At 70.7% G+C, this 23,927-nt stretch carries 28 protein-coding genes; 14 read left to right on the top strand and 14 right to left on the bottom strand.

What is annotated here, in order from left to right:
* Positions 1 to 378: 378 nt before the first annotated feature.
* The 7 genes from MCBMB27_RS02800 (at position 379) to MCBMB27_RS02770 (ending at position 5,741) form a co-directional block, all read left to right on the top strand.
* Positions 379 to 2,055 (top strand): cytochrome c oxidase subunit I, encoded by a 1,677-nt coding sequence (locus MCBMB27_RS02800; protein ID WP_051976092.1) that lies wholly within the window; start codon positions 379 to 381, stop codon positions 2,053 to 2,055.
* Positions 2,052 to 2,711 (top strand): cytochrome c oxidase subunit 3, encoded by a 660-nt coding sequence (locus MCBMB27_RS02795; RefSeq protein ID WP_043383401.1) that lies wholly within the window; start codon positions 2,052 to 2,054, stop codon positions 2,709 to 2,711. Before MCBMB27_RS02800 ends, MCBMB27_RS02795 begins: the two co-directional genes overlap by 4 nt.
* A 1-nt stretch (position 2,712) precedes the next feature.
* Positions 2,713 to 3,024, top strand: coding sequence for a hypothetical protein (locus MCBMB27_RS02790; RefSeq protein ID WP_043383398.1), 312 nt, complete (start codon positions 2,713 to 2,715; stop codon positions 3,022 to 3,024).
* 78 nt (positions 3,025 to 3,102) lie between these two features.
* The gene (locus MCBMB27_RS02785) at positions 3,103 to 3,888 is read left to right on the top strand and encodes a class II glutamine amidotransferase (RefSeq protein WP_043352612.1); all 786 of its coding nucleotides are present in this window, start codon (positions 3,103 to 3,105) and stop codon (positions 3,886 to 3,888) included.
* A 163-nt stretch (positions 3,889 to 4,051) separates the two neighbouring features.
* Positions 4,052 to 4,792 (top strand): NepR family anti-sigma factor, encoded by a 741-nt coding sequence (locus tag MCBMB27_RS02780; RefSeq protein ID WP_043352613.1) that lies wholly within the window; start codon positions 4,052 to 4,054, stop codon positions 4,790 to 4,792.
* Between the two features lie 126 nt (positions 4,793 to 4,918).
* Positions 4,919 to 5,332, top strand: a complete 414-nt coding sequence (locus MCBMB27_RS02775) for a DUF1236 domain-containing protein (protein WP_043352617.1) — start codon at positions 4,919 to 4,921, stop codon at positions 5,330 to 5,332.
* Between the two features lie 133 nt (positions 5,333 to 5,465).
* A complete protein-coding gene (locus MCBMB27_RS02770; RefSeq protein WP_043352614.1) occupies positions 5,466 to 5,741 on the top strand; it encodes a hypothetical protein in 276 nt (91 codons plus the stop codon).
* A 26-nt stretch (positions 5,742 to 5,767) separates the two neighbouring features.
* Here the strand turns inward: MCBMB27_RS02770 and mscL are convergent, their stop codons facing one another.
* From mscL to MCBMB27_RS02745, 4 genes are all read right to left on the bottom strand, one after another.
* Positions 5,768 to 6,187 carry a large conductance mechanosensitive channel protein MscL gene (mscL, locus tag MCBMB27_RS02765; protein ID WP_043352622.1) on the bottom strand — a complete coding sequence of 140 codons (420 nt, stop codon included), beginning with the start codon at positions 6,185 to 6,187 and terminating at the stop codon, positions 5,768 to 5,770.
* 61 nt (positions 6,188 to 6,248) lie between these two features.
* Positions 6,249 to 7,100 carry a CDP-alcohol phosphatidyltransferase family protein gene (locus tag MCBMB27_RS02760; RefSeq protein WP_043352623.1) on the bottom strand — a complete coding sequence of 284 codons (852 nt, stop codon included), beginning with the start codon at positions 7,098 to 7,100 and terminating at the stop codon, positions 6,249 to 6,251.
* A 4-nt stretch (positions 7,101 to 7,104) separates the two neighbouring features.
* Positions 7,105 to 7,815: a phosphatidylserine decarboxylase gene (locus MCBMB27_RS02755; RefSeq protein WP_012318030.1), complete on the bottom strand. Its 711-nt coding sequence runs from the start codon at positions 7,813 to 7,815 to the stop codon at positions 7,105 to 7,107.
* A gap of 896 nt (positions 7,816 to 8,711) precedes the next feature.
* Positions 8,712 to 10,091, bottom strand: a complete 1,380-nt coding sequence (locus MCBMB27_RS02745) for an RsmB/NOP family class I SAM-dependent RNA methyltransferase (protein ID WP_075379798.1) — start codon at positions 10,089 to 10,091, stop codon at positions 8,712 to 8,714.
* 56 nt (positions 10,092 to 10,147) lie between these two features.
* Here MCBMB27_RS02745 and MCBMB27_RS02740 point away from each other — a divergent pair, with 56 nt between their 5' ends.
* Positions 10,148 to 10,399 (top strand): DUF1674 domain-containing protein, encoded by a 252-nt coding sequence (locus tag MCBMB27_RS02740; protein ID WP_043345843.1) that lies wholly within the window; start codon positions 10,148 to 10,150, stop codon positions 10,397 to 10,399.
* 33 nt (positions 10,400 to 10,432) lie between these two features.
* Here MCBMB27_RS02740 and MCBMB27_RS02735 read toward each other — a convergent pair whose 3' ends face one another.
* Complete coding sequence (locus MCBMB27_RS02735; protein ID WP_236952874.1) at positions 10,433 to 11,446, bottom strand: 2-keto-3-deoxygluconate permease; 1,014 nt, start codon at positions 11,444 to 11,446, stop codon at positions 10,433 to 10,435.
* Positions 11,447 to 11,662: 216 nt separating this feature from the next.
* On the opposite strand from MCBMB27_RS02735, the gene MCBMB27_RS02730 reads away from it, so the two are divergent.
* Positions 11,663 to 11,971: a cupin domain-containing protein gene (locus MCBMB27_RS02730; RefSeq protein WP_043387678.1), complete on the top strand. Its 309-nt coding sequence runs from the start codon at positions 11,663 to 11,665 to the stop codon at positions 11,969 to 11,971.
* 12 nt (positions 11,972 to 11,983) lie between these two features.
* On the opposite strand, the gene MCBMB27_RS02725 is transcribed toward MCBMB27_RS02730, so the two are convergent.
* Both MCBMB27_RS02725 and bluB read right to left on the bottom strand, forming a co-directional pair.
* Positions 11,984 to 12,493: a L,D-transpeptidase gene (locus MCBMB27_RS02725; RefSeq protein WP_043355310.1), complete on the bottom strand. Its 510-nt coding sequence runs from the start codon at positions 12,491 to 12,493 to the stop codon at positions 11,984 to 11,986.
* Positions 12,494 to 12,667: 174 nt separating this feature from the next.
* Positions 12,668 to 13,306, bottom strand: a complete 639-nt coding sequence (gene bluB / locus MCBMB27_RS02720; RefSeq protein WP_043355309.1) for a 5,6-dimethylbenzimidazole synthase — start codon at positions 13,304 to 13,306, stop codon at positions 12,668 to 12,670.
* Between the two features lie 353 nt (positions 13,307 to 13,659).
* On the opposite strand from bluB, the gene MCBMB27_RS02715 reads away from it, so the two are divergent.
* Positions 13,660 to 14,034 carry a DUF2794 domain-containing protein gene (locus tag MCBMB27_RS02715; RefSeq protein WP_043355313.1) on the top strand — a complete coding sequence of 125 codons (375 nt, stop codon included), beginning with the start codon at positions 13,660 to 13,662 and terminating at the stop codon, positions 14,032 to 14,034.
* Positions 14,035 to 14,072: 38 nt separating this feature from the next.
* On the opposite strand, the gene MCBMB27_RS02710 is transcribed toward MCBMB27_RS02715, so the two are convergent.
* From MCBMB27_RS02710 to MCBMB27_RS02700, 3 genes are all read right to left on the bottom strand, one after another.
* Complete coding sequence (locus tag MCBMB27_RS02710; protein WP_075379797.1) at positions 14,073 to 14,984, bottom strand: dihydrodipicolinate synthase family protein; 912 nt, start codon at positions 14,982 to 14,984, stop codon at positions 14,073 to 14,075.
* A gap of 95 nt (positions 14,985 to 15,079) precedes the next feature.
* On the bottom strand, positions 15,080 to 15,850 hold the full coding sequence (locus tag MCBMB27_RS02705) for a Bax inhibitor-1/YccA family protein (protein ID WP_043355307.1): 771 nt from the start codon (positions 15,848 to 15,850) through the stop codon (positions 15,080 to 15,082).
* A gap of 376 nt (positions 15,851 to 16,226) precedes the next feature.
* The gene (locus tag MCBMB27_RS02700) at positions 16,227 to 16,814 is read right to left on the bottom strand and encodes a PAS domain-containing protein (protein ID WP_043355306.1); all 588 of its coding nucleotides are present in this window, start codon (positions 16,812 to 16,814) and stop codon (positions 16,227 to 16,229) included.
* Positions 16,815 to 16,925: 111 nt separating this feature from the next.
* Between MCBMB27_RS02700 and MCBMB27_RS02695 the strand changes: the two genes are divergently transcribed.
* Together MCBMB27_RS02695 and MCBMB27_RS02690 are read left to right on the top strand one after the other, a co-directional pair.
* Complete coding sequence (locus MCBMB27_RS02695; protein ID WP_236952873.1) at positions 16,926 to 17,258, top strand: KH domain-containing protein; 333 nt, start codon at positions 16,926 to 16,928, stop codon at positions 17,256 to 17,258.
* Positions 17,259 to 17,293: 35 nt separating this feature from the next.
* On the top strand, positions 17,294 to 17,773 hold the full coding sequence (locus tag MCBMB27_RS02690; RefSeq protein WP_051976270.1) for a hypothetical protein: 480 nt from the start codon (positions 17,294 to 17,296) through the stop codon (positions 17,771 to 17,773).
* A gap of 57 nt (positions 17,774 to 17,830) precedes the next feature.
* Here the strand turns inward: MCBMB27_RS02690 and MCBMB27_RS02685 are convergent, their stop codons facing one another.
* Positions 17,831 to 20,407: an ABC transporter permease gene (locus MCBMB27_RS02685; protein WP_043387670.1), complete on the bottom strand. Its 2,577-nt coding sequence runs from the start codon at positions 20,405 to 20,407 to the stop codon at positions 17,831 to 17,833.
* Entirely contained in the window at positions 20,407 to 21,108 is a 702-nt protein-coding gene (locus MCBMB27_RS02680; protein WP_374701379.1) for an ABC transporter ATP-binding protein, read from the bottom strand. The genes MCBMB27_RS02685 and MCBMB27_RS02680 overlap by 1 nt, the downstream gene beginning before the upstream one ends.
* 93 nt (positions 21,109 to 21,201) lie before the next feature.
* Between MCBMB27_RS02680 and MCBMB27_RS02675 the strand changes: the two genes are divergently transcribed.
* Both MCBMB27_RS02675 and thpR read left to right on the top strand, forming a co-directional pair.
* Entirely contained in the window at positions 21,202 to 21,897 is a 696-nt protein-coding gene (locus tag MCBMB27_RS02675) for an arylesterase (RefSeq protein WP_425285108.1), read from the top strand.
* Positions 21,897 to 22,436: an RNA 2',3'-cyclic phosphodiesterase gene (gene thpR / locus MCBMB27_RS02670; RefSeq protein WP_075379796.1), complete on the top strand. Its 540-nt coding sequence runs from the start codon at positions 21,897 to 21,899 to the stop codon at positions 22,434 to 22,436. The genes MCBMB27_RS02675 and thpR overlap by 1 nt, the downstream gene beginning before the upstream one ends.
* 109 nt (positions 22,437 to 22,545) lie before the next feature.
* Here thpR and coaA read toward each other — a convergent pair whose 3' ends face one another.
* Positions 22,546 to 23,535 (bottom strand): type I pantothenate kinase, encoded by a 990-nt coding sequence (gene coaA, locus MCBMB27_RS02665; protein ID WP_043356784.1) that lies wholly within the window; start codon positions 23,533 to 23,535, stop codon positions 22,546 to 22,548.
* A complete protein-coding gene (locus MCBMB27_RS02660; RefSeq protein ID WP_043356782.1) occupies positions 23,532 to 23,855 on the bottom strand; it encodes a phosphoribosyl-ATP diphosphatase in 324 nt (107 codons plus the stop codon). The genes coaA and MCBMB27_RS02660 overlap by 4 nt, the downstream gene beginning before the upstream one ends.
* Positions 23,856 to 23,927: the final 72 nt, after the last annotated feature.

The following is a 23,927-nucleotide window of genomic DNA, read 5'->3' as shown; positions in this document are numbered from 1 at the left end:
GAAAATTCAGTCGTCGGATCGCAAGCTGCACCGGACCAGCTCTTCGCCCTGCTCGCGGTTTCACACCTCCGATCTGGCCTTGCGTTTTCAGGATCGAGCGCGGGTCCCCTCTCCCGAGCGGGAGAGGGACAGGGTGAGGGATGAGAACGCTCCAGACGAGGCGCGACCTGTCGATGCTTCAAGGGTGTGCTCGATCCTGAGCCTTCTCGTCCCTCACCCCAACCCTCTCCCGCCCGGGAGAGGGGGCCCGTCGCGCTCTGTCGCCAGCGGCGATGTCCGCCTCAGACCTGTGAACATCGCGGCCCGCGGATCGGGGTCGGACGAGCGCGCGAACGTCCTGACCTCCGGCTTCCGACGCTACCTATCGAGGGCGACACGATGAGCGCATCGGGCAGCATCGGCGGCACCGCCCACCGGGAACCCCACACCCCGGAATCCACGATCGGGCGCAAATCCGACTACCTGCACGCGGAATCGACCCTGCGCTCGTGGTTCCTCACCACCGACCACAAGCGCATCGCGATCCTCTACCTCGCCTCGATCACCGGCTTCTTCGTGATCGGCGCCCTGGCGGCGGGCGTGGTCCGCCTTGCTCTGGTTGTGCCGAACGGCGCGATCATGACCAACGACACCTACAACAAGGCCTTCACCATCCACGGCGTGGTGATGGTCTGGTTCTTCCTGATCCCGTCGATCCCCGCGACCTTCGGCAATTTCCTGATCCCGCTGATGATCGGGGCCAAGGACCTCGCTTTCCCCAAGCTCAACCTGACGAGCTGGTACGTGTTCATGACCGGGGCCCTGTTCACCCTGGTCTCTGTGGTGCTGGGCGGGGTCGATACCGGCTGGACCTTCTACGCCCCGCTCTCGACGGCCTTCTCCAACACCTGGGTGCTGCCGGCGCTGATCGGCGTCACCATCGTGGGCTTCTCGTCGATCCTGACGGGGCTCAACTTCGTGGTCACGATCCACACCATGCGGGCGCCCGGCATGACGTGGTTCAAGCTGCCGATCTTCGTCTGGGCGCACTACGCCACGAGCCTGATCTTCCTGCTCGCGACGCCGGTCATCACCACGGCGCTGATCCTGCTGATCGCGGAACGCGCCTTCCATATCGGCGTGTTCGACCCGGCCTATGGCGGCGACCCGGTGCTGTTCCAGCACCTGTTCTGGTTCTACTCCCACCCGGCCGTGTACATCATGGTCCTGCCCGGCATGGGGGTGATCTCCGAGATCGTCCCGGCCTTCGCGCAGAAGAAGCTGTTCGGCTACCGCTTCGTCGCCTACGCGTCGATCGGACTGGCCTCCGTGACCTTCTTCGTCTGGGGTCACCACATGTTCGTCAACGGCCAGAGCGATTTGGCCTCGCTGGTGTTCTCGGGCCTGTCCTTCGCGGTGGCGGTGCCCTCGGCGGTGAAGGTCTACAACTGGACCGCCACGATCCATAAGGGCTCGCTCCGGCTCGATACCCCGATGCTCTACGCGATGGGCTATATCGGCCTGTTCGTGCTCGGAGGCCTCACCGGCCTCTATCTCGCGACGCTCTCGATCAACCAGCACATCCACGCGACCTACTTCGTGGTCGCGCATTTCCACTACATCATGGTCGGCGGCACGGTGCTGGCGTTCCTCGGCGGCCTGCACTTCTGGTGGCCGAAATTCACCGGCCGGATGTACAGCGAGCCCTGGGGCCGGGTCTCGGCGCTGCTGATCTTCCTCGGCTTCAACGTGACCTTCTTCCCGCAATTCATCCTGGGTTACCTCGGGATGCCGCGGCGCTACGCGACCTACCCGGCGGAGTTCCAGCTGCTCAACGTGCTGTCCTCGGCGGGCGCCACGATCCTGGCGGCGGGCTACATCTTCCCGATGCTCTACCTCGTCTATTCCCTCTGGTTCGGCCGGAAGGCGCCCGCCAATCCGTGGAACGCCAAGGGGCTCGAATGGGAGACGGCCTCCCCGCCCCCGACGCACAATTTCCTGTCCCCGCCCGAGGTGCCGCGCATCCCCTACGACTACCCGATCCAGGCCCAGGAATCCCGGGACCAGCACGGATGAGCAAAGGTCTGGCCGACGGCGTCGGGGTCGCGCGCGCGGAGCATTTCGAGAGTGTGGCCCAGCAGCGCGAGGCGGCGACGCTCGGCATCTGGGCCTGGCTGATCACCGAGTTACTGCTGTTCTCGGCGCTGTTCCTGGTGGCGCTGATCACCCGGATCCAGCATCCCGAGGCGACGATCGCGGCGGCCAAGCACCTCAAGTTCTGGATCGGCGCCACCAACACCGTGGTGCTGATCTGCTCATCGCTCACGATGTCGATGGCGATCGAATTCTCCCGGATGGGCTGGCAGCGCGCCATGGTGCGGGCGATGCTGGCGACCGCGGCGCTCGGGGGCCTGTTCCTCGTGCTCAAGGGCTACGAGTACTACGCCGACTGGGCCGAGCACATGATGCCGTTCCTCAGCGATCGGCCCTTCGCGCTGGCCGAGACGCCGGCGGCGCGGCTGTTCGTGAACCTCTACTACGTCGCAACCCTGCTCCACGCGCTGCATCTGTTCACCGGCATCGCGCTCCTGCTCGGCATGACCTGGATGGCCGCCAAGGCCGGGTTCCTCGCCCGGCACCAGAACTGGATCGAGGTCTACGGCCTGTACTGGCACTTCATCGACCTCGTCTGGATCCTGGCCTTCCCGATCCTCTACGTGGTGAACCGCTAGGATGCGGAACCCCCTCGCGACCCTGAGCGCCGACGACCGCGCCCTGCTCCGGCGGCGCCTGCGCACGCCGGTGCTCACCTTCCTGGCGCTGCTGGCGCTTCTGGCCGTCAACGTCACCCTCGGCGCCACCCTCCCCTTCGCGCAGGTCTGGATCGTCGAACTCGCCGTGGTCGCCGTGATGGTGGCGCTGATCCTCCTCGTCTCCATGGAGGTGATCCATGAGCCGCCGCTGATCCGGCTGTTCTCGGGGCTCGGCTTCTTCTGGGTCGCCATCCTGGTCGGCATGACGCTGACCGACTATCTGGCGCGCTGAGCGACGCGAAATCCGTTGTCCGGGCGGCCGAACACTCCTAAACGTCGCCGCTCCCCCGCATAGCCCGGCTGACAGACGATGTGCGAACTGCTCGGCATGAGCGCCAACGTGCCGACCGACATCCGCTTCTCCTTCGCGGGCCTCGCCCGGCGCGGCGGTGAGACCGGGCCGCATGCGGACGGCTGGGGGATCAGCTTCTACGACGGGCGCACCTGCCGCAGCTTCCACGAGCCGGAGCCGAGCGCCCGCTCGCAGCTCGCCCGGCTGCTGCGCGACATGCCGATCAAGAGCCGCATCGTCGTCGCCCATGTCCGCAAGGCCAATCGCGGCCGGGTCAGCCTGGAGAACACCCACCCGTTCTCGCGGGAATTGTGGGGCCGCCGCTGGACCTTCGCGCATAACGGACAGCTCAAGGGCGTGAAGCGGCTGCCGCTGGGCGGCTTCATGCCGATCGGCTCGACGGACAGCGAGCACGCCTTCTGCTGGATGCTCGGCCGGCTCCAAGCCCGGTTCCGCGCCCTCCCCCGGCCCGAGACCCTCGACCGGGCCGTGGCCGACCTCGCGGGCGAACTCCACGCCCTCGGCGTGTTCAACATGCTGCTCACCGACAGCCGCACCCTCTACGCCCATTGCGGCAAGCGCCTCTGCTACCTCACCCGGCGGGCCCCCTTCGGCAAGGCCACCCTGATCGACGAGGACTGGCAGGTGGATTTCGCCGAGGAGACCACCGAGCACGACGTGGTGACGGTGATCGCCACCCAGGCGCTGACCCGGGACGAGTGCTGGACCGATCTCGCCCGCGGCGACGTCCTGACCCTGCGCGACGGGGCGATCCGGCTGTTGAGACCGGCCAACTTAGCTTAAGTGTGTTTTGCCTGAGGGTGCATGCCCGCGCCCGATGCGCTAGAACTCCGGTAACAGGAGCGCATCGGCCGGGCTTTCCAACCGGTTCGGGCCGACAAGCGCTCCGCCTCGACCCGCCGGGGACCACAGGTCGAGCCACGACGAGTTGACGAGCGCGATACACATGACCCGCGACGACACCGACACCGTCCTGTCCCAGGAGGACGGGACTCGGGATGGCCGCCCGAACCTGGCTCCCGGGATCCGCACGCATCTCGGGGAGCATCTGCGCACCGTCTACGAGCGGATCGGCGAGGAGACGCTGCCGTCCCGCTTCGCCGAGCTGATCGAGAAGCTCGAGGCGGCTTTGCGCGCCCGCGGTGAGGCGATCGAGCCGGAATTCCGCAACGGTCTGCTCGCGGCCGTCCCGTCCCTGCGCGCCTTCGCGCTGTCGCTGACGTCGAACCCCGCCCGTTCGGACGATCTCGTGCAGGACACCCTGCTCAAGGGCTGGCAGCACCGCGCCCGGTTCCAGCCGGGGACGAACCTCAACGCGTGGCTGTTCACGATCCTGCGCAACATCTTCTACTCGGATCACCGCAAGCGGGTGCGCGAGGTCGAGGATCAGGACGGGTCCTACGCGGCCCGGCTCGCCACCGCCCCGCACCAGGGTGACCGGCTGGACGTCGAGGATCTGCAATCGGCGCTGGCCAAGCTGCCGCCGGATCAGCGCGAGGCCCTGGTCCTGGTCGGCGCCGAGGGCGTCTCCTACGAGGAGGCTGCCGCCATCATGGGCTGCAAGGTCGGCACGGTGAAGAGCCGCGTCAGCCGCGCCCGTGGCAGGCTCGCGGAGCTGCTGGGCTACGACGAGGAGGATCTCGGCTCCGACCGCTTCATCCAGTCGGCGATGCCCAAGGACGCGTGAGGGCTCAGCCGGCTGCATCCCGGCGTCCCACAAAAAAAGATGCATCCGATTCCGGGGGTCGGGCGTTACCGGCCCGAGCTTCGCTGCGCCTGCGCGGCGAAACACCACGGAACGGAGATGTCCCGCATGACCTTCAAGACCCTTATCGCCGCCTCGGCCCTCGTCCTGTCGCTTCCGCTGGCCGCCCAGGCCCAGGGCACGATCCCCGGCGCCGAGCGCGGCGCGGCGGCGGGTGCCGATGCGGCCGGCCCGATCGGCGGCATCGTCGGCGGCGCGGTCGGTGCGGCCACCGGCACGGTTGGCGGCATCCTCGGCGTCGACATGGCCCCGCGCTTCCGCAGCTATGTCCGCGAGCGCAATGTCCGCTCCTACGACTATGACGGCCGCGTCGCCGTCGGCACCACCCTGCCGGCTTCGGGCGTGACCTATTACGACGTGCCCAACGAGTACCGCGTGCAGCCGGGCTACCGCTACACCGTGGTGAACGATCGTCCGGTGCTGGTCGATCGCGGCCACCGCATCGTCGAGGTCATCGACTAAGACCCCGGGCCGGTCTTGCGCTGGCCCAAGCGCCCCCGGAGCCCGGCTCCGGGGGCATCTTCATAGCCGCGGCCGTCGGCGCAACGCTTCATCCGTCCGGCCGTTGAGAGATGGCCCGAGCCGTGAGGCGATCATGAGCGACGCACCCACCGATCCGAAAACCACTCTCCCGGAGCCCGTGCGCGACCACCTCGGGCAGCAGCTGCGCGGCGTCCTGCCGGTGGGGTCCGACAAGCCCCGCTTCCTCGGCGACGATCCCGTGCCGGATGCCTTCGAGCCGCAGATCCGCCGGCTCGAGACCCGGCTGAAGACCCACGAGGAGGGCACCGAAGCCGTCGGTCATGCCCTCGACCAGATCCTCGATGCCCTCGGCGTCAAGCCGGACGAGACCGACAAGCCCAAGGGCTGAGTCGGCACCGCGCGCCCGCACCGGCGTCAGACGCGCGGCTTCTCGGCCAGCAGGTCGCGGATCTCGGAGAGAAGCTTCACGTCGGCCGGCATCGCGTCGGGCTTCTTGGCCTCGGCGGTCTGCAGGCGGTTCATCGCCCGGATCACCAGGAACAGCACGAAGGCGACGATCAGGAAGTTCAGGGTCAGGGTCAGGAACTGGCCGTAACCGATGACCGCGCCCTGCTTCTTGGCATCCGCATAAGGCAGGCCTGCCTGCACCTTCGACGAGAGCGGGATGTAGTAGTTCGAGAAGTCGAGCCCGCCGGTGATCGCGCCGATCACCGGCATGAAGATGTCCTGGACCGCCGACGTCACGATGGCCCCGAAGGCCGCGCCGATGATCACGCCGACCGCGAGATCGACCACGTTCCCGCGCAGCGCGAACGTCTTGAAATCCCCGAGCATCCGCCAGCCCCCGCCCGCTTGATACCGCCAAGATAGAGGACGGCTCCGCGAAGGCCAGCGCCTATTCCGATGCCGGTCGGCCGGCCGTGGCCAGGGCCGGCCGGTCCTCGCCCAGGGCGGCGATTTCCGCCTTGACCCGGCGGCGATACTGGGCGGCCACCACCGGGATGGTCAGCAGATAGCCCCCGCTCACCGCGACGAGCGCCTCGAACGGGTAGCTGATCAGGAGGCCGAAGGCCGCGACCCCGAACAGGAAGATCGGCAGGACGAGGCTGCGCGGCACCCGCTTGCCCATGGTCTTGCCCGAATAGGTCGGGACCGTGGAGACGACCAGCAGCGCGATGCACAGCACGTAGATCAGGACCGCGGGCGCCGCCCAGGTCTCGATGCCGAAGCCCAGGAAGTGGAGGTAGAGCGGCAGCATCGCGGTGAGCGCCCCCGCGGGCGCCGGCATGCCGACAAAGAAGTCCTTCTTCCATTCCGGCCGGTTCGGATCGTCGAGCATCGCGTTGAAGCGGGCGAGCCGCAGCGCCATGGCGATGGCGAAGATCAGCGCGACGATCCAGCCCATCGATTTCAGGTGGAACAGCACGAAGCCGTAGAGGATGAGCGCCGGGGCGCAGCCGAAATTCACGAAGTCGGCGAGGGAATCGAGCTCCGCGCCGAAGCGCGACGTGCCCTTGAGCAGCCGCGCCACCCGCCCGTCGATGCCGTCGAGCACGCCCGCCACCACCACGGCGATGACGGCGGGCTCGAACTTGCCCTCGAAGGCGAGCCGGATCGCCGTGAGCCCGAGGCAGAGCGCCATCAGGGTGATCATGTTGGGCGCGATCATCCGGAACGGCACCGGCTTGAACCGGCGCGGCCGCGGCTCGTTCGGATCGGGCGCGAAGGGCGGGAAGAGATCGTCCATGGCCTCAGATCCGCTTGAACAGGCGCTCCGGGCCCCCGCCGAGATCGGCCAGCACCGTCTCGCCGGCCACCGCCTTCTGGCCGAGCCCGACCAGCACGGTCGACCCGGCCGGCAGGTAGACGTCCACCCGCGATCCGAAGCGGATCAGGCCGAAGCGCTCGCCGACGCCGAGCACGTCGCCCGCCGAGACGAACCCGACGATGCGCCGGGCCACGAGGCCGGCGATCTGCACCACGCCGACGCGCTTCGGCTGGCCGGCATGGGTCGTCTCGATGACCATGCCGTTGCGCTCGTTGTCGTCGCTGGCCTTGTCGAGCTCGGCGTTGAGGAACAGGCCCGGCGTGTAGTGGATCTGGCCGATCCGGCCGGCCACCGGCACCCGGTTCACGTGGCAGTCGAACACGTTCATGAACACCGAGACCCGTAGCGTGGGCACCTGCGGCAGGTCGAGCTCGGGCGGCGGCAGCACGGTGGCGATGAGGTTCACGCGCCCGTCGGCGGGCGAGATCACGAGTCCGTCCGCCACCGGGGTGACCCGCTCGGGATCGCGGAAGAAGTAGCAGACCCAGAGGGTGAGGATCAGGAAGATCCAGCCGAAGAACTGGGAGAAATAGCCCGCCAGAACCGTCAGCACGATGCCGATCAGAATGAAGGGATAGCCCTCCTTGTGGATCGGCACGAGCGTCCGGCGGATCGTCTCGATCAGGTCGGTCATGGGTTCTTCGGACTCGAGGGAACCGCCGGCAGGCGGACGTGTCGGACGGGCGGATGGCAGCCCGCCGGGCCGCCGTCAACTTTCCAGGGGTCGCGGATCGCCGCGGAACGTCGCGCCCGCCCCTGCCGGGTTCCGCTTCGTCGGGCATCGATTCGGGCGCGCGGACCTCCCGCTACGCGTCATCGTCCCCGCGCGCCGGTGGCGCCGGGGGCATGGCCCGGGAGCGAACACGAGGGACGCGGGACGCCGCGGGAACCCAGGTGTCGGCCAAAGTCGCGCGGGATCCGATCCCCGCGGCGCCCCGCGGCATCGACCGGGCGCCTCCCCCGGCCGGTGCCGTCTTTCTCGTCGCGGCGTCTCCAGCGCCCCGGTCCTGCGACTCCCTGTTAGCGGTCTCGGGCGAGGCCCAGGCACGCCGTGCCCGCACCTCCGGAACCCGCATCAGCGCCGTGGCCTTCCAGCCGCCCCCCGCCTCGTAATGGGCGGGTCCGCAGGTCGCTCAGGGTCGGCCCAGAGGCGGGTCGGCGCGGGGGCATTTCCTCGACCCCGCCGGGCAAACTGCCGCCCGGTCTCACGCCCGCTTCCGAGACACGCCCCGCACCGGTCCGCCGCCCGGGGCGATGGCGGCTGAGAGCCACCGACGCGGGCGCCGCCCCGCCCCCGGACCCGCCCGGTCAGCCACCGGGCGGGCCCCCGAAGGACGCCCCGGGATCGCTCCCGGGCCGCCGCGGACAGGTGCGGTCAGGAAGCACAAAATAGGAACATTGTCAAGGCGCGGGCGGCGTGGCGCACGCTGCCGCGCGCCATTTCTCCCTGTCCGCCCGCGGCACTCCGGAATGACGGGCGGCTGGACCGGACCGCCGGTCCACCGCCGGAGATCCGGCCTGCGTGCCCGATCAATCCGCCCGTCGGAGCCGGCTCGCGAAGAAGCCGTCGAGGCCGCCGCGGGCGTTCGCCACCTCCGACAGGTGGCACGGCAGGGTGCGCAGGTCGCCGTTGCCGTCGATCAGAGCCGCGGCGCCACCGACCTCCTCGGGCCGGACCGGCACCCGCGTGAACCGGGAGTCGCGGGCCAGGAAGGCCGCGATCTGCGCCTCGCCCTCCTCCGGCTCCAGCGAGCAGGTGCAGTAGACGAGAAGCCCGCCCGGCCGCACCAGCCCGGCCGCGTGGTCGAGGAGCCTGGCCTGGAGCGCGGCGAGTCGCCCGATATCGGCCTCCACCTTGGTCCAGGCCACGTCGGGGTGGCGCCGGATCGTCCCGGTGGCCGAGCACGGCGCGTCGAGCAGGACCGCGTCGTGGTCCCGCGGCTCCAGGGTGAGGGCGTCGGCCACCACGATCTCGACCGCGAAGCCGAGCCGCGCGACGTTCTCGCGCAGGCGTTCCAGCCTCGGCGCGGACCGGTCGACGGCGGTGACCTGCGCGCCGGTGGCGGCGAGCTGCAGGGTCTTGCCGCCGGGCGCCGCGCAGAGGTCGAGGACGCGGGTTCCGGGCTGCGGCGCCAGGAGGCGGGCCGGGAGCGCCGCGGCGGCGTCCTGGACCCACCACGCCCCTTCCTGGAAGCCGGGGAGGTCGGGGATCGCCGGGCCGTTCTCCGGCAGGCGCAGGGAGCCGGTCGGCAGGGTGACGGCGCCGAGACGCTCCGCCCAGTCGGCGGTGTCGCGCAGGGGGGTCAGGTCGATGGCGGCCCCGGCGAGATGGGCGCGGGCGATCGCCGCCGCGCGCTCGGGCCCGTAGGCCGCGACCCAGCGGCGGGCGAGCCAGTCCGGCGTGTTGACCGCCAGGGCGTCGGCGTCCGCAGCCAGGATCGCGTCGCGCTCCCGGGCGATCCGGCGCAGTACCGCGTTGACCAGCCCGGCGAGATGGGCCGTGCGGGTATCCCCCTTGGCGAGCCGCACCGCGAGGTCGACGGCGGCATGGTCGGGGACCGCGAGGTCGAGGAGCTGCGCGGTTGCGGTGGCCAAAAGGGCCGTGAGCTGCGGCTTGGCCGCGGGCAGCCCGCGCTCCAGCCGCGCGGCCAGGGCGGCGCGGATCAGCCCGTAGCGGCGGAAGGTCGCCACCGCGATGGCCCGCGCCAGCCCGGCATCGGCCGGCGCCAGCGCCTCGGCGCGGATCGCCTGGGCGAGGGCGTCGTCGAGGGCGGGGGGGCGCTCCTGGCCGATCAGGGCCGCGACCGCCTGCATCGCCGCGCGGCGCGCGGCCAGGCCCGCCGTATCCGGCTCGGTCTCGCCCGTCGAAGCTTCCTTCCGCGTGTTGCGGCCTGTGTCCCGCGATGCCACTTCTGCTCCAGATCCAACGTCTTCTGGGCCTACGCCCTCACACTCGAGCGAGCGCGATGCAAGAGCCGACCGCACAAGACCCGCACAGGCAGGATCCGGACGGACCGGAGGCTGGCGACGGCACGGCCCCGCCCCGCGCGCTCAGCCCGGCGGCGCAGCGCGCCCTGGCCGAGGCCGCCGAGCGCCGCGCGGCGATCGACGCCCGGGCCGCCGAGATCAGCGCCCGGCCCGAGCGCCAGGGGCGCGGCGGCCTGGAGCCGGTGCGCTACGACGACTGGGAGGTGAAGGGCCTCGCGGTCGACTTCTGAGGACGGCGCGGGGGCCGGCGCACCGGCCCGGCCCTATTCGGCCGGGACCGCCAGCGGCGGGCCGGTCTCGGTCCGGACCTCCGCCGCACCCGCCCCGAACCGCCAGTACCAGAGCCCGGTCAGGATCGGCACGAGGATCGAGGTCACGATGATGCAGATCGTCACCAGCACGGTGGCGGTCTGCGCGGCCGGGGCGAAGTGCGGGGCGACGGCGGCGATCGCCAGCGGGTTGGCGGCGGCGGCCCCGGCCGTCGAGGAGGCCGCCAGCCCCGCCGTGCCGGTCCCGCCCCCGATCTCCCGGTCGGCCAGGATCAGCGGGATGCCGGTCAGGACGATCACCGCCAGCGCCAGCACGATGCCGAGCCCCGCGAGCGGCGAGAGCAGGTTGCTGAGGTCCACGGTGTTCCCCAGCGCGAAGGCGAAGAACGGGATCATCAGCTGGCCGCCCGGGGCGAACAGGGCCCGGAGCTTCGGGTCGAGGTTGCCGAGGGCGAAGCCGACGAGGAAGGGCAATACCGCGCCCGCGAAGATCTGCGGCTCGAAATGCGCAGCCCCAGAGGCCCCGAGGATGATCATGCTCATCAGCGGGCCGGATTCGATCGACGTGAGGATGAAGGCGCCGGCCTCCTCGCGGCTGCCGTAGGTCTGCATCAGCGAGGCGTAGAGGCCGCCATTGGTCATATCCATCGCGTAGACGATCGCCAGGATCGAGAGGCCGGCGAAGAAGCCGGTCTGGATCCCCTCGGGCGGGATGAACAGCCCGGCCACCAGCACGATCGCCCAGGCGGCGACCAGCTTGGTCGCCACCAGCGTGCCGGACTTGCGCAGCACCGTCCCGGTCGCCCTCAGGCTGACCGAGGCGCCCATGCAGAAGAACCAGACCGCCAGGATCGGGATCACGCCGGTCATGATCCCCTGCGTGAAGCCCTTGAAATAGGCCGGGGACCCCGGCGCGAAGGTCCTGCACAGGGCTCCGAGCAGCAGCGGCACCAGCATCAGGCCGCCGGGAATCCTGTCGATCGCCGCCTTGATCTGCATGGCGCGCATCCTCCCGATCCGGATCGCTCGCCGGCGCATCGGACCCGGGCGGGTTCGCGGGCGCCGCACCGGTCCGCGCCTCTGTCGGGCGTCTGTCGAACCGGTGCGTCATCCTGTCGGGGCCCGGTGCGGGCCGTCAAGCGGCACGCCGTCGGGCACGGAACGTCCGGCGCGGAACGTCGAGCCTCCGGGCCCGTTGAGCGGATTCACCCGGAGGAGGCGAGCATGGCGACAACGGTATCGGCGCGCAGCGCGGTCGCGGGACCGCACGGCGCGATCACCCTGGCCCGCGGCGAGCGGCTCGGGATGCGGATGTGGCGGGCGGAGGAGCCGAACGCCGACAAGCCGATGACCAAATCGGCCTACGAGACCGTCGGCTACGTGGTCAGCGGCCGGGCGGAGCTCGTCCTGGAGGGCGAGACCCTCGCCCTCGCTCCGGGCGATTCCTACTGCGTGCCGGCGGGCGCCGCGCACACCTACCGGATCCTGGAGACGTTCACGGCCGTCGAGGCGACCGCGCCGCCGGCCGGCTGAGGCCCGCGGGTTTCAGTGGGTCATGTAGACCTGCGTGCCGACATCGACCCGCGCGTAGAGGTCGACCACGTCCTGATTGTACATCCGGATGCAGCCATAGGACGCGTAGGTGCCCACCGAACTCGGCCGGTTGGTGCCGTGGATCGCGTATTCGCCGCCCGCGAGAGTCATGGCCGCCGCACCCATCGGATTGTGCGGCGAGCCGCCCGCGATGAGGTTCGGCAGGCGCGGGTTGTCGCGCTTCACCTCCGCGGGGGGCGACCAGGCGGGGGCGACGTACTTGCCGTCGATCGGCTTCGTGCCGAACCACTGCTTGCCGGGCCGGCCCACCGCCACGGGGTAGCGGATCGCCGTGCCGTCGCCGTTCACAAGATAGAGCTTGCGCTGCGACACGCTGATCACCACCGAGCCCGGCGCGACACCGTTCTGGAACGGCACGACCTCGCGCGCCTGCGCCGTTTGAAGACAACCGGCCAGCATCGCGCCGGCCAAACCGAATACAGCCGCCACCCGACCCGACATCACTACGATCCTCGACAAGCAAGAGTTGACGCGGGCAAGTAATCCGCGGCCGAGCTTACCGTTCCAAGAATAGCTATGGTTGATGTGGGGTCAGCGTGCCGCATCCGTGAGGCACGGTAAAAGAGCAACCACGATCGACGGCGCGGGGGCGCGGCGGGGCCGCTCGGCCGCCCCTCAGCGCTCGTAGAGCGTGCTGCCCCGCTTGTCCTCGGGCTGCCAGCCGTGGCGCTCCAGCTCCGGGTCGAGATGCTCCTCCACCGGGTGTCCGACGCAGAGATAGGCCACGAGCCGCCACGTCTCCGGCACCGCCAGGATCGCCGAGACGGTCTGCGGCTCCAGGATCGAGACCCAGCCGACGCCGAGGCCGCGCGCCCGGGCGGCGAGCCAGAAGCACTGCACCGCCCCCACCACCGAATAGGCCAGGGTCTCCGGCATGCTGGCCCGTCCGAGCCCGAGGCCGGTCTCGGTCGCCGCGTCGCAGAAGACGGCCAGATGGACCGGCGCCTCCCGCAGGCCGGCGAGCTTGAGGCCGCGATACCGGGCGGCGCGGTCCGCATCGTAGCCTGCGGCCGCGGCGGCGTTGCAGCCGGAGAAGTTGTCGGACACCGCGCGGCGCCGCGCCGGATCCGAGACGCGCACGAACCGCCAGGGCCGGCTGTTGCCGACCGACGGCGCCCGGTGGGCCGCCGTCAGGCAGGTGCGCAGGCACGCCTCGTCCACCGGATCCGTCCGGAACCGGCGCACGTCGCGGCGCCACGCGAACAGCGCGTCGAGGTCGTGCAGGAAGGCGTCGTCGAAGGCGGGCGGGCCCATGATGCCGGTGGCATACCCGCTTCCCGGGCCCAACGGGAAACAGAAAAAAGGCCGCCCGGAGGGGCGGCCTGAAGTCTTGGGTCTCGAAACCTCGGAGTGCCGGATCCTGGGATCCCGAACGGCGGCCGATGGCTGGGGAGCTGGGTGTCGGGCGCCGGCCGGGCAGGACCCGGCGAGGTTCGACGTCTGTTGTCGCGCGGCAACGCGGCCTGCAAAAGGCGCGAATCTGGCCAAACCATGTTTTTTGTCGCTTGGGCGTGTCTCGCAGGTCACGGCGCGGGGCGGCCGTCACCCTTGCGGGCCGCTGCGGCGAAGCCCATCATCCGGCAAAGGAACGATGCACGGGAGTGGTGATGACCGAAAGGACGAGCGCCGGGCCGAGGCCCGACGAGGCGGCGGGGCATGTCATTCCCTTCCCCGCCCGCGCGGCTCCTCCACAGGTCGCCTTCAACCGGGATGAGCTGCGCACGATCTTCAACCTCTATGGCCGGCAGGTGGCCGCGGGCGAATGGCGCGACTACGCCCTCGATTTCCGCCGCGACAGGGCGGTGTTCTCGATCTACCGCCGCGCCTCCGAGATGCCGCTCTACCGGATCGAGAAGGATCCCAAGCTTGCCCGCCGCCAGGGGGCCTACGCGGTCATCGCCGCGAGCGGCCAGATCCTGAAGCGCGGCTCGGAACTCGCCCGGGTCATCGCCGTGCTGGAGCCGGCGCCCAAGGCGGTCTGACATGCGGTCTGACCCCGCATGGCATCCCGCTCCGCCCCTCAGGACAGGGGCATCCGCCGGACGGTCGCGGCGATCTCGGCCACGACCTCCGGCGGCAGGGGACGGATCGGCCGCGGCGGCTCGGCGCGGCACAGCCCCATCAGATCGGCCAACGCGTAGACCACCCGCAGGCTGGAATGGGTCCGGAACAGCGTCCAGAGCGGCTCCAGTTCCGCGTTCAGGGTGCGCGCCCGGTCCGTGTCGCCGGCCTCCACGGCCCGGACGATCGCGCGGCAGGTCCGGGGGAACAGGCCGCCCGCCACGCTGTACCATGCCGTGCCGCCGGCGATCAGCGCCTCGGTCGCGTTCCAGTCGCCGCTGAAGCCGAGGGGGAAGCCCGCCGGGACGGTTGCCTGCAGGGCGGCGACACCGGCCGCGGCGTCGGCCGGGGCCGGCGCGGCGCATTTGGCGGCCACGATCCCGGGACGGCGGGCGAGCCGGCCGATCAGCGCCGGCGTGAAGCGGAAATGCGTGGTCGCGGGGTTGTCGTAGAGGACGAGGGGTAATCCGCCCGCCTCCGCCACGGCCGCGAAATGCGCCTCGACCTCGGCCTCGGTCAGCGGCGTGTAGGAGACGGGGGCGAGCAGCCCCGCAGCCGCGCCGGCCGCCCGTGCGTCCTGCGCGAGGCGAATGGCCTCGTCGGTGCGCAGGGCGCCGATGCCGACCAGGAGCGGTACCCGGCCGCCCACAGCCTCGCGGGCGATCGCCACCGCCCGGCGGCGCTCGTCGCGGCTCAGATACGCGTAGGTTCCGGTGCTGCCGAGCAGGCCGATCGAATCGACCCCGGCGGCCACGAGGGGCTCCAGCAGGCGCTGTAGGGCTCCGGCATCGACCCGACCGTCGGCGTCGCTCGGGGTGATCGGGAAGGCGGAGAGGCCGGAAAGGCCGGAAAGGCCGGAGAGCGCGGGCATGGCCCGAGCTTAGCGCATCCGGTCGGTGCGGCGAGGCAAAAAGAAACCCCGGCGGTTGCCCGCCGGGGTTTCTCTCAACGATCGGTTCTTGCGGCTTAGCGGCGGTCGCCGATCAGGCTCAGCAGGAACTGGAACATGTTGATGAAGTCGAGATAGAGGGTCAGGGCGCCGTTCACCGACATCTTGGCCGCCATCTCACCGTCGAAGCCGCCGTAGAGATACATCTCCTTGAGCTTCTGCGTGTCGTAGGCGGTCAGCCCCGCGAAGATCAGCACGCCCAGCACCGAGATGGCGAACTGGAGGGCCGACGAGGCGAAGAAGATGTTCACCAGCGACGCGAGGATGATGCCGATCAGGCCCATCATCAGGAACGAGCCCATGCCCGAGAGGCTACGCTTCGTGGTGTAGCCCCAGAGGCTGAGCGAGCCGAAGGCCGCCGCCGTGATGAAGAACACCTGGACCACGCTGCCACCGGTGAAGACCAGCAGGAGCGAGGACATCGAGGCGCCCATCACCGCCGCGAAGGCGAAGAACATCGTCCGCGCGGAAGAGGCCGACATCCGGTCCATCCGCATGGAGAAGACGAAGATGAACGCCAGCGGGGCGAGCATCAGGACCCACTTCAGCGGGCTGAGATAGAGGGTCTGACCGAACGGGGTCAGGATCGGGCGGGTGCCCTGGTAGGCCGCCACGGAGGCCATGTTCAGGCCGAGCGCGACGAGACCCGAGATGCCAAGCCCGACGACCATGTTGTTGTAGACGCCGAGCATGAAGGTGCGCAGGCCCTGGTCGACTTCGACCTGGGTGCCGGCGTAGCCGGTCGGCTGCTGGGCGCCGTACCGGAAGGGGCTATTCTCGAATGCCATGGGAGTTTCCTTGCGGAGGCTCTCTCAGCGTGGTGTTCGGGCGAGGCCCACGCAGGACCTCTGGCGCCAGGCTGGCGCCTCGGTCAGGAATATGTTGCGCCCGCGTCCTGGACACAAGTCCCCGGCCACGGTTGCGGCCCGGGTTTTCCGTGTCCGGAGGATGTATTTTTGTCCATCCGGGCAGGGATTAAAATGCATTTCCTGCTGCAAAGCGTGTCTTTCGACTGACGGTTGCCGGGATGCAGGTGTTTCGATAGCCGTGCGAGCAGTCTTAACGGTTTCCTGATGCCACCCGCGGCGGCGCCCGCGCCGGTTTGTCCGGCGCAGGCCGGCCGCCACCCGTCCGCAGGGTTCCGGCGGACCGGACGTCCAGGGCTCAGTGCGCGGCCCTGCGGGCGAAGGCGCGGCCCAGGCTCAGCAGCATCAGCTCGGCGGCGACCTGCACCTCGGCCGGCATATCGTCGGTGAGCGTCTCCTTGAGCGCGATCGCCAGGTCGGCCGCGCGCTCCAGCGGGGCGCCCCCCGAAGGAGGCCTGCCCAGGACGTAGCGATCGCCGCCGTCCCGGATCTCCGTGATGTCCATCAGGATCCCGTGCGAGCGGACCGGCTGGCCGGCCGCGTCCCGATGCGTCCGTCCGCGGCTGAGGAGCCATCGCACGGAGCCGTCCGTCTTGAACACGCGGTACTCGGCCAGCACCAGTCCACCGGACCGGACGGCCCGGAGCATGTGGTCCATCAGCCAGGTCATGTCCTGCGGATGCACCGCGGCCAGTGCCATCGGTCCGCTGATCGGGCGATTGGCGAGGTCGGGGGTGCCGGTCAGCAACATGGCCGCGCCCTCATCGTAGACGACACGGCCGCCGACATGGTCCCATTCCCAGGCACCCACGACGCACGAGGCTTCGAGGGCGGCACGGAGACGCTCCGTATCCTCCCCGTAGCCATCGATGACGGTAATGCCCATGACGGTTGGTCCTCTGGTCGGCCGGAGCCCGAACGTCTTTCTCCGTACCAATATATCACACAAATGACAAAGAGTTCACTTGCGGATAAAGTTGCGGTCGGGCACTCCGCGGTGCTGTGGGTCGATTTGCGCCTTCCTGGAGATGTTCGAGGGTCGGTCATGGATGAGAACGGGCTCGAACGTCTGCGCATGATTGCCGGCGCGAAAGCGGACACTGCGTCGTCCCAAGCCCTCATTCGAATCGCGCAGTCCCTCGATCTTCCGATCGAGGCGTTCTACCAGCCGGATCGGTGCGGCCCCGCCACGCGGCCGGCGATCGATTGGGAGACGGAGCGGCTCCTGGCTCTGGTGAAGGTCCATTTCCGCCAGCTCGATCCGGCGGCGCGCCGACGCTTCGGCGAGGCGGTCCTCGGGATGGTCGGCTCGGAACCGGCCGAGGGCTGACGCCGCCGGCGGCAAAGGCTGGAGACCCCGGAAACATGGCGATGCGGGCGACGGCGAAGCCGGAGGATTGGAAGCGCCTGCCCTTCGCGGCGATGTCCCCGATCCCCTATCGCGCGGCCTTCGACCCCGCCCAATTCGCGGAGCTGGCGAAGGGGCTGCGTCCGGAGGTGATGGAAGACAAGTGGTTCATCTATCTCGACGGACTCGATCTCTGCTTCCACCGGAGCTGGACCGGCCTCGGCGTCTACCGGGTCGGATTTGAGCGGCACGGCGAGACTTACCGCGTCGTGTCGGCCCTGTGCGCGGAGCCGATGCTCGCGACGCACGGAGCCGAGTATCAGGCGCGGTGTCTCGATTTCCTGGTCGAGAACCTCCTGCTCGGCGGCTCCAAGCCGTTCCCCCGGCCCGCGGACGTCGCGGAGAGTGCGCCCGGGGCGTTCCAGCACGGCTTTTCGGGAAGCGGCTATCGCGAGGTGCCCGTCGTGCGACGGCCCTGGTGGACATTCTGGCGCTGACGGCGGCCCGTCGGGTCTGAGCGCCCGGGCAGTCCTCCCGGGACCGGGAGGCGCTCCTCAGATCTGCCGCAGATACGGCGCCGGCTTCTGCCCCAGGATCCGCCAGGTGCCGGCGAGCCCGAGGAGGATCGCCAGTGCGACGGCGGCCGTCGCCGCCACCAGCGCGCCCGACAGGTCGAGGCGGAAGTCGAGATGCATGACCTTGGCGACGATCACCCACCCTGCGAGCGTCCCGGCCATGAGGCCGAACAGGGCCGTGGCGAGGCCCAGGGCGGCGTATTCGAGGGCGTAGGCGGCGAGCAGCCGCGACCGGCGCGCGCCCAGCACCTTGAGCACGACGGCGTCGTAGAGTCGTGCCCGGTGCCCGGCCGCGATGGCGCCGGCCAGCACGAACAGGCTCGCCAGGACCGCCACGGCGCTCGCCCCGCGGATCGCCAGGACCAGCCGGCCGACGAGGTCGCCGATCGCGTCCAGCGCGTCCTTGACCCGCACGGCGCTCACCGACGGGAAGGTCTTGGCGACGTCGCGCAGGATGTGGTTCTCGGCGGCCGCGTCGGTGCCGCCCGGCAGCGTCAGCGTGGCGAGGTCGGAATGCGGCGCGCCGCGGAAGGTCCCCGGCGAGAACACCATCACGAAGTTGATGCCGAGATTGCGCCACTCCACCCGGCGCAGGTTGAAGATCGTCGCGGTGAGGTCGCGGCCGAGCACGTTCACCGTCACGGTGTCGCCGAGCTTGAGGCCGAGCTGGCGGGCGAGGTCGGCCTCGAAGGAGACCAGCGGCTTGGCGCCCTGCTCGGCGCTCCACCACGCGCCTTCGGTGAGGCTCGAGCCCTCCGGCACCGTGTCGGCGTAGGTGATGCCCCGGTCGCCGTCGAGCACCCAGGCGGCATCCTCCGGGGGCCGGATCTTGCTGGCCGGCACGCCGTTCAGGGCGACGATCCGGCCGCGCATCATCGGCACGTCCTCGATCTTCCCGTTCGGGGCGGCGCGCGCCAGGAACTCGCGGAACTGGGCGGCGTCCCGCGAGGGTATGTCCAGGAAGAAGAGGTTCGGCGCGCGGGCCGGCAGGGTCGCGCTGATCGTCCGGCGGACATTGGCGTCGATCAGGCTGAGCGTCACGAGGAGCGTCACGCCGAGGCCCAGCGACAGGACGATGGCGGGCGTCAGGGCCCCTGGCCGGTGGAGGTTGGCGAGCGCCATCCGGGGCGCGGGCCAGCTTGGATGCGGCAGGCGGCGGGCGAGCGCCATCAGGCCGAGGGCCACCCCGTGCAGCAGGCCGAAGGCGATGGCGGCCGCCGCGATGAAGATCAGCGCCACGCGCCGGTCGAAGGCGGTGGCCACCGACAGGCCGACCAGCGCCGCGAGGCTCAGGCCCAACCAGATCCGGTAGCGCCAGCGCGGCCTCACCCGGGCCGGATCGACGGTGTCGCGGAACAGGCCGGAGACCGGCACGTCGTGGGCGCGGCCGAGCGGGGTGATCGCGAAGGCGAAGGCGGTGAGGAGCCCGTAGGCGGCCGCGAGCGCGAGTTCGCCCGGGGCGAGCGTCGGGTTCAGGGGCAGCGGCAGGTCGGCGGAGAACAGCGCGTCGAGGAGGAAGGGCAGGCTCGCGCCGATCGCCAGCCCGATCAGGGTGCCGATCCCGGCGATCAGCATCACCTGCGTCAGGTAGAGGGCGACCACCTGCGAGCCGGGCGCGCCGACGCTCTTGAGGGTCGCGATCGAGGCCCGCTTGCGCTCCACGAAGGCGTGGACGGCATTGCCGACGCCGACGCCGCCGACGATCAGCGCGGTGAGCCCGACCAGGGTCAGGAACTGCGTGAAGCGCTCGATGCTCTTGGCGAAGCGCGGGTCGGCGTTGCTGCGCGAGCGGACCTCCCAGCCCGCCTCCGGCGTCGCGGCACGGATCCGGGCCTGCGCGGCGTCGAGATCGGCATCCGGCGTGCCCGGCGGCAGGAGGATCCGGTAGCTCCAGCGGTTGAGGCTGCCGGGCTGGACGAGACCGGTGGCGCGCAGCGTCGGCTCGGAGATCATCAGCCGCGGCCCGAAGCCGATGCCGCCGGCGATCTTGTCGGGCTCGGACACGATGGTCCCGCGGATCGCCACCTTGTGCCCAGCCAGCGCGATCCGGTCCCCGACCTTGACGTCGAGGCGCGTGAGCAGGGCTGGGTCGGCGAGCGCCCCCGGCACCCCGTCCCGTTCGGCCAGCCGGTCGGCGAGGCGGCCCGGCGGGTCGGTGGCGAGGTCGCCCGCCGCCGGGTAGGTGGCCGGGTCGACGGCCTTCAGCTCGACGAGGGCCGCGTCGCCGCTCTCCGCCACCGCCATGGCCCGCAGGGAAGCGACGCTATCGAGCCGGCCTTCCCGCGCCAGGGCCTGCCGCTCGGCGTCGGTGGCCTCGCGGTTGATCAGGTTGTAGGCGAGGTCGCCGCCGAGGATCCGCCGCCCCTCCCGGCCGAGCCCGTCCGAGAGCGAGCGCGAGATCGACGCCACGCCCGCGATCGCCGCGACGCCCAGCGCGATGCAGGCGAGGAACACCGCGAAGCCCGTGAGGCCGGCGCGCAGTTCGCGGAGCGCCAGCCGCAGGATGAGCGGGAGGCGGCGGGGGCCGGGGTCCGGTCGGGTGATCGTGCCGTGCATCAGGCGGTCACCGCTTCCTCGATCCGGCCCGAGCGCAGGCGCACCGTGCGGTCGCACAGGCGGGCGAGGCCGTTGTCGTGGGTGACGAGCACCAGGGTCGCGCCGCGGTCGCGCTTCAGCCGGAACAGGAGATCGACGATCTGCCGGCCGGTGGCCTCGTCGAGGTTGCCGGTGGGCTCGTCGGCGACCAGGATCGCCGGGTCGGGGGCGACCGCCCGGGCGATGGCGACGCGCTGCTGCTCGCCCCCCGAGAGCTGCGCCGGGTAATGGTGCAGCCGGTGCCCGAGGCCCACCGCCTCCAGCTCGGCGCGGGCCCGCTCGTGGGCGCCGGGCCGGTCGGCGAGTTCCAGCGGCAGCGCCACGTTCTCCAGTGCCGTCATGGTCGGCACGAGGTGGAAGGCCTGGAACACGATGCCGATGCGCCGGCCCCGGAAGCGGGCGAGCGCGTCCTCGTCGAGGCGGACGAGATCGGTCTCCTCGATGACCACGCCGCCGGAATCGGGCCGCTCCAGCCCGGCCATGACCATCAGAAGCGTCGACTTGCCGGAGCCGGACGGGCCGACGAGACCCACCGCCTCGCCGCGGTCGACGGTGAGCGAGATGCCGCGGAGGATGTGGACCCGGGCGGCGCCGCGGCCGAGGCTGAGATCGATGTTCGACAGCGCGATCGCCGGATCGCGCAGCACCTTGCCTTGGCTCACGGGCGAGCCGATCTGTGGGCGATGACGAGCATGGCGCGCGAGGTCCTCGGTTGGCTGCGAACTTGGCTGCACGGGCCGCGGGGGCACCGCGATATGGGATCCGCATTGGGGCCGCGCCATGACGGCGGCGCTGTGTTCCGGCGCACGGCCCTGTTTGCCGCAGCGCTAGCCGTCCTCATGGTCCCTTTCATGACGGCACCGCAGGCCGCCCCGAACGGCCCGGTCAAGCTCGTCGCCCTGGGCGACAGCCTGACCGCCGGTTACCGGCTGCCCGCCGATGCCGCCTTCCCCACCGTCCTGGAGCGGCTGCTCAAGGCCAAGGGCGAAGACGTGACCGTGTCCAATGCCGGCGTCTCCGGCGACACCGCCACCGGTGGCCTCGACCGGGTCGACTGGTCGGTGCCCGACGGGACCGCGGGCGTGATCCTCGAACTCGGCGCCAACGACATGCTCCGCGGCACCGACCCGAAGGTGACCGAGGGTGCGCTGTCGGCGATCATCGAGCGGCTGAAGGCCCGGGGCATCCCGGTCCTGCTGGCCGGCATGCAGGCCGCGCCCAATCTCGGGCCGGACTTCAAGGCGCGGTTCGACGCGATCTTTCCGGCCCTCGCCGAGCGATACGGGCTGACCCTCTACCCGTTCTTCCTCGACGGGATCGTGGGCGACCGGGCGCAGCACCTCGATGACATGATCCACCCGAACCGGCAGGGCGTGGAGACGATCGCGGCCCGCATGCTGCCGACGGTCGATTCGTTCCTGGACCGGATCCGCCAGGCGCCGGTCCGCTGATGCCGCGCCTGTTCACAGGGCTCGCCGTGCCGCCGGCGGTCGCCGACGCCCTCAAGGCCTACCAGGGCGGGCTGCCCGGCGCCCGCTGGATCGAGCCCGGCGACTTTCACGTCACCCTGCGTTTCCTCGGGGATGTCGAGGTCACCGTCGCCGACGATGTCGTGGAGGCGCTGGCCGAGATGCGGGTACGCCCGCCCCTGACGGTGACTCTCGACGGCCTCGGCATCTTCGGCGGCGACAGGCCGCGGGCGCTCTACGCGGCGGTGGTGGCCGATCCGGCGCTGACGGATCTCCAGGCCGAGCAGGAGCGGCTGGTGCGCCGCGCCGGGGTCGAGCCGGAACGGCGGAAGTTCACCCCGCATGTCACCCTGGCCCGGCTGCGCCGCGACGCCACGCCGGAGGCGACGGCGATGTACCTGTCGCAGGCGCCGGTCTTCGCGCCGCTGGCCTTCGCGGTTGACCGGGTGACGCTGTTCTCGGCGCGGGACTCAACCGGGGGTGGGCCGTATGTGGCGGAGGCGGACTTTCCGTTCGCGTGAGGCGGTCGCTTCAGGCCTCCCCTCATCCAGAGGGCTCTGTGGGCCCGGAAGACCTCCTTCGAGGCCCGCTTCGCGGTCACCTCAGGATCAGCTGGAGGGTTGGACCGACCTACAGCCGCCGCAGCGCCACGCTCTCGATCCGGTGGCTCGCGCCCTTGGTGAGGATCAGGCTCGCCCGCTGCCGCGTGGGCACGATGTTCTCGCGCAGGTTCGGCAGGTTGATCGTGGTCCAGAGCCGGTCGGCGATGTCGAGCGCCTCGGTTTCCGGGATCTCGGCGTATTTCCGGAAGTAGGAGCGTGGGTCGCGGAAGGCGGTCTGGCGCAGCTTCATGAAGCGGGTGACGTACCAGCGGTGCAGGTCGTCCTCGTGGCCGTCGAGATAGATCGAGAAGTCGAAGAAGTCGGACACGAACGGGATCGCGGTGCCGTCCCGCGGCAGGCGGGCGGGCTGGAGCACGTTCAGGCCCTCGACGATCAGGATGTCGGGGCTCTCCACCACCCGCTCCTCCCCGGGCACCCGGTCGTAGACGAGGTGCGAGTAGAGCGGCGCGGTCACGCGCTTGTGGCCGGCCTTCACGTCGTGGAGGAAGCGCAGCAGCGCGGCGGTGTCGTAGCTTTCGGGAAAGCCCTTGCGCTCCATCAGGCCGTTGGCGGCGAGTTCGGCGTTGGGCAGCAGGAACCCGTCGGTGGTGACGAGGTCGACCTTCGGCGTGTTGGGCCAGCGCGCCAGCAGGGCGGTCAGGATGCGGGCCGTGGTGGACTTGCCCACCGCCACCGACCCGGCGAGCCCGATGATGTAGGGCGCCTTGGTCTCGCGCTCGGCCATCAGGAAGCGCTGCGTCGCCTTGAACAGCCCCTGCGTCGCCGCGACGTAGAGGGCCAGCAGGCGCGACAGCGGCAGGTAGATCGCCACCACCTCCTCGACCGAGATCGGATCGTTGATCGATTGCAGCCGCTCCAGATCCTCCTGGTTGAGGGTGAGCGGCGTGTCGGCGCGCAGCTGCGCCCATTCCTCCCGGCTGAAGCGGCGATAGGGCGAGAGCCGGTCCGACGCGTCGAGGATCGCCTCGACCGAGCCCGGCAGCGCGGCCGCGTTCACGCGTGGCGCCTCGCGGCCTTCTCGGCGATGCCGCTCTGGGCCGTCCGGCGCTCCAGCTCGGCCATCACCGCCTCGAGCTCCACGCCGCCGGCCCGGAGCAGCACGACGAGGTGGTAGAGCACGTCGGCGGCCTCATTCCTCAGGCCGGTCTTGTCGCCCTGCACGGCCGCGATCGCCGCCTCGACCGCCTCCTCGCCGAGCTTCTTGGCCGCCTTGGCGGGGCCCTCGGACAGGAGCTTGGCCGTGTAGGAGGTGGCCGGATCGGTCCCGGCGCGGCTCGCCACGAGGGCGGCGAGGTCGGCGAGCGTGTAGGCGGTCATGAAGCGATCTGCATGTTGCGCCGGCCCCTTATACGGATCCGGGCCGGATTTCGGCAGGAAACTGCGCCACGA

Origin of the sequence: Methylobacterium phyllosphaerae (assembly GCF_001936175.1) — a bacterium.
Lineage (GTDB): Bacteria > Pseudomonadota > Alphaproteobacteria > Rhizobiales > Beijerinckiaceae > Methylobacterium > Methylobacterium fujisawaense.
Note: the sequence above shows the minus strand (reverse complement) of the source record. Positions and strands in the feature narration are given on the sequence as shown.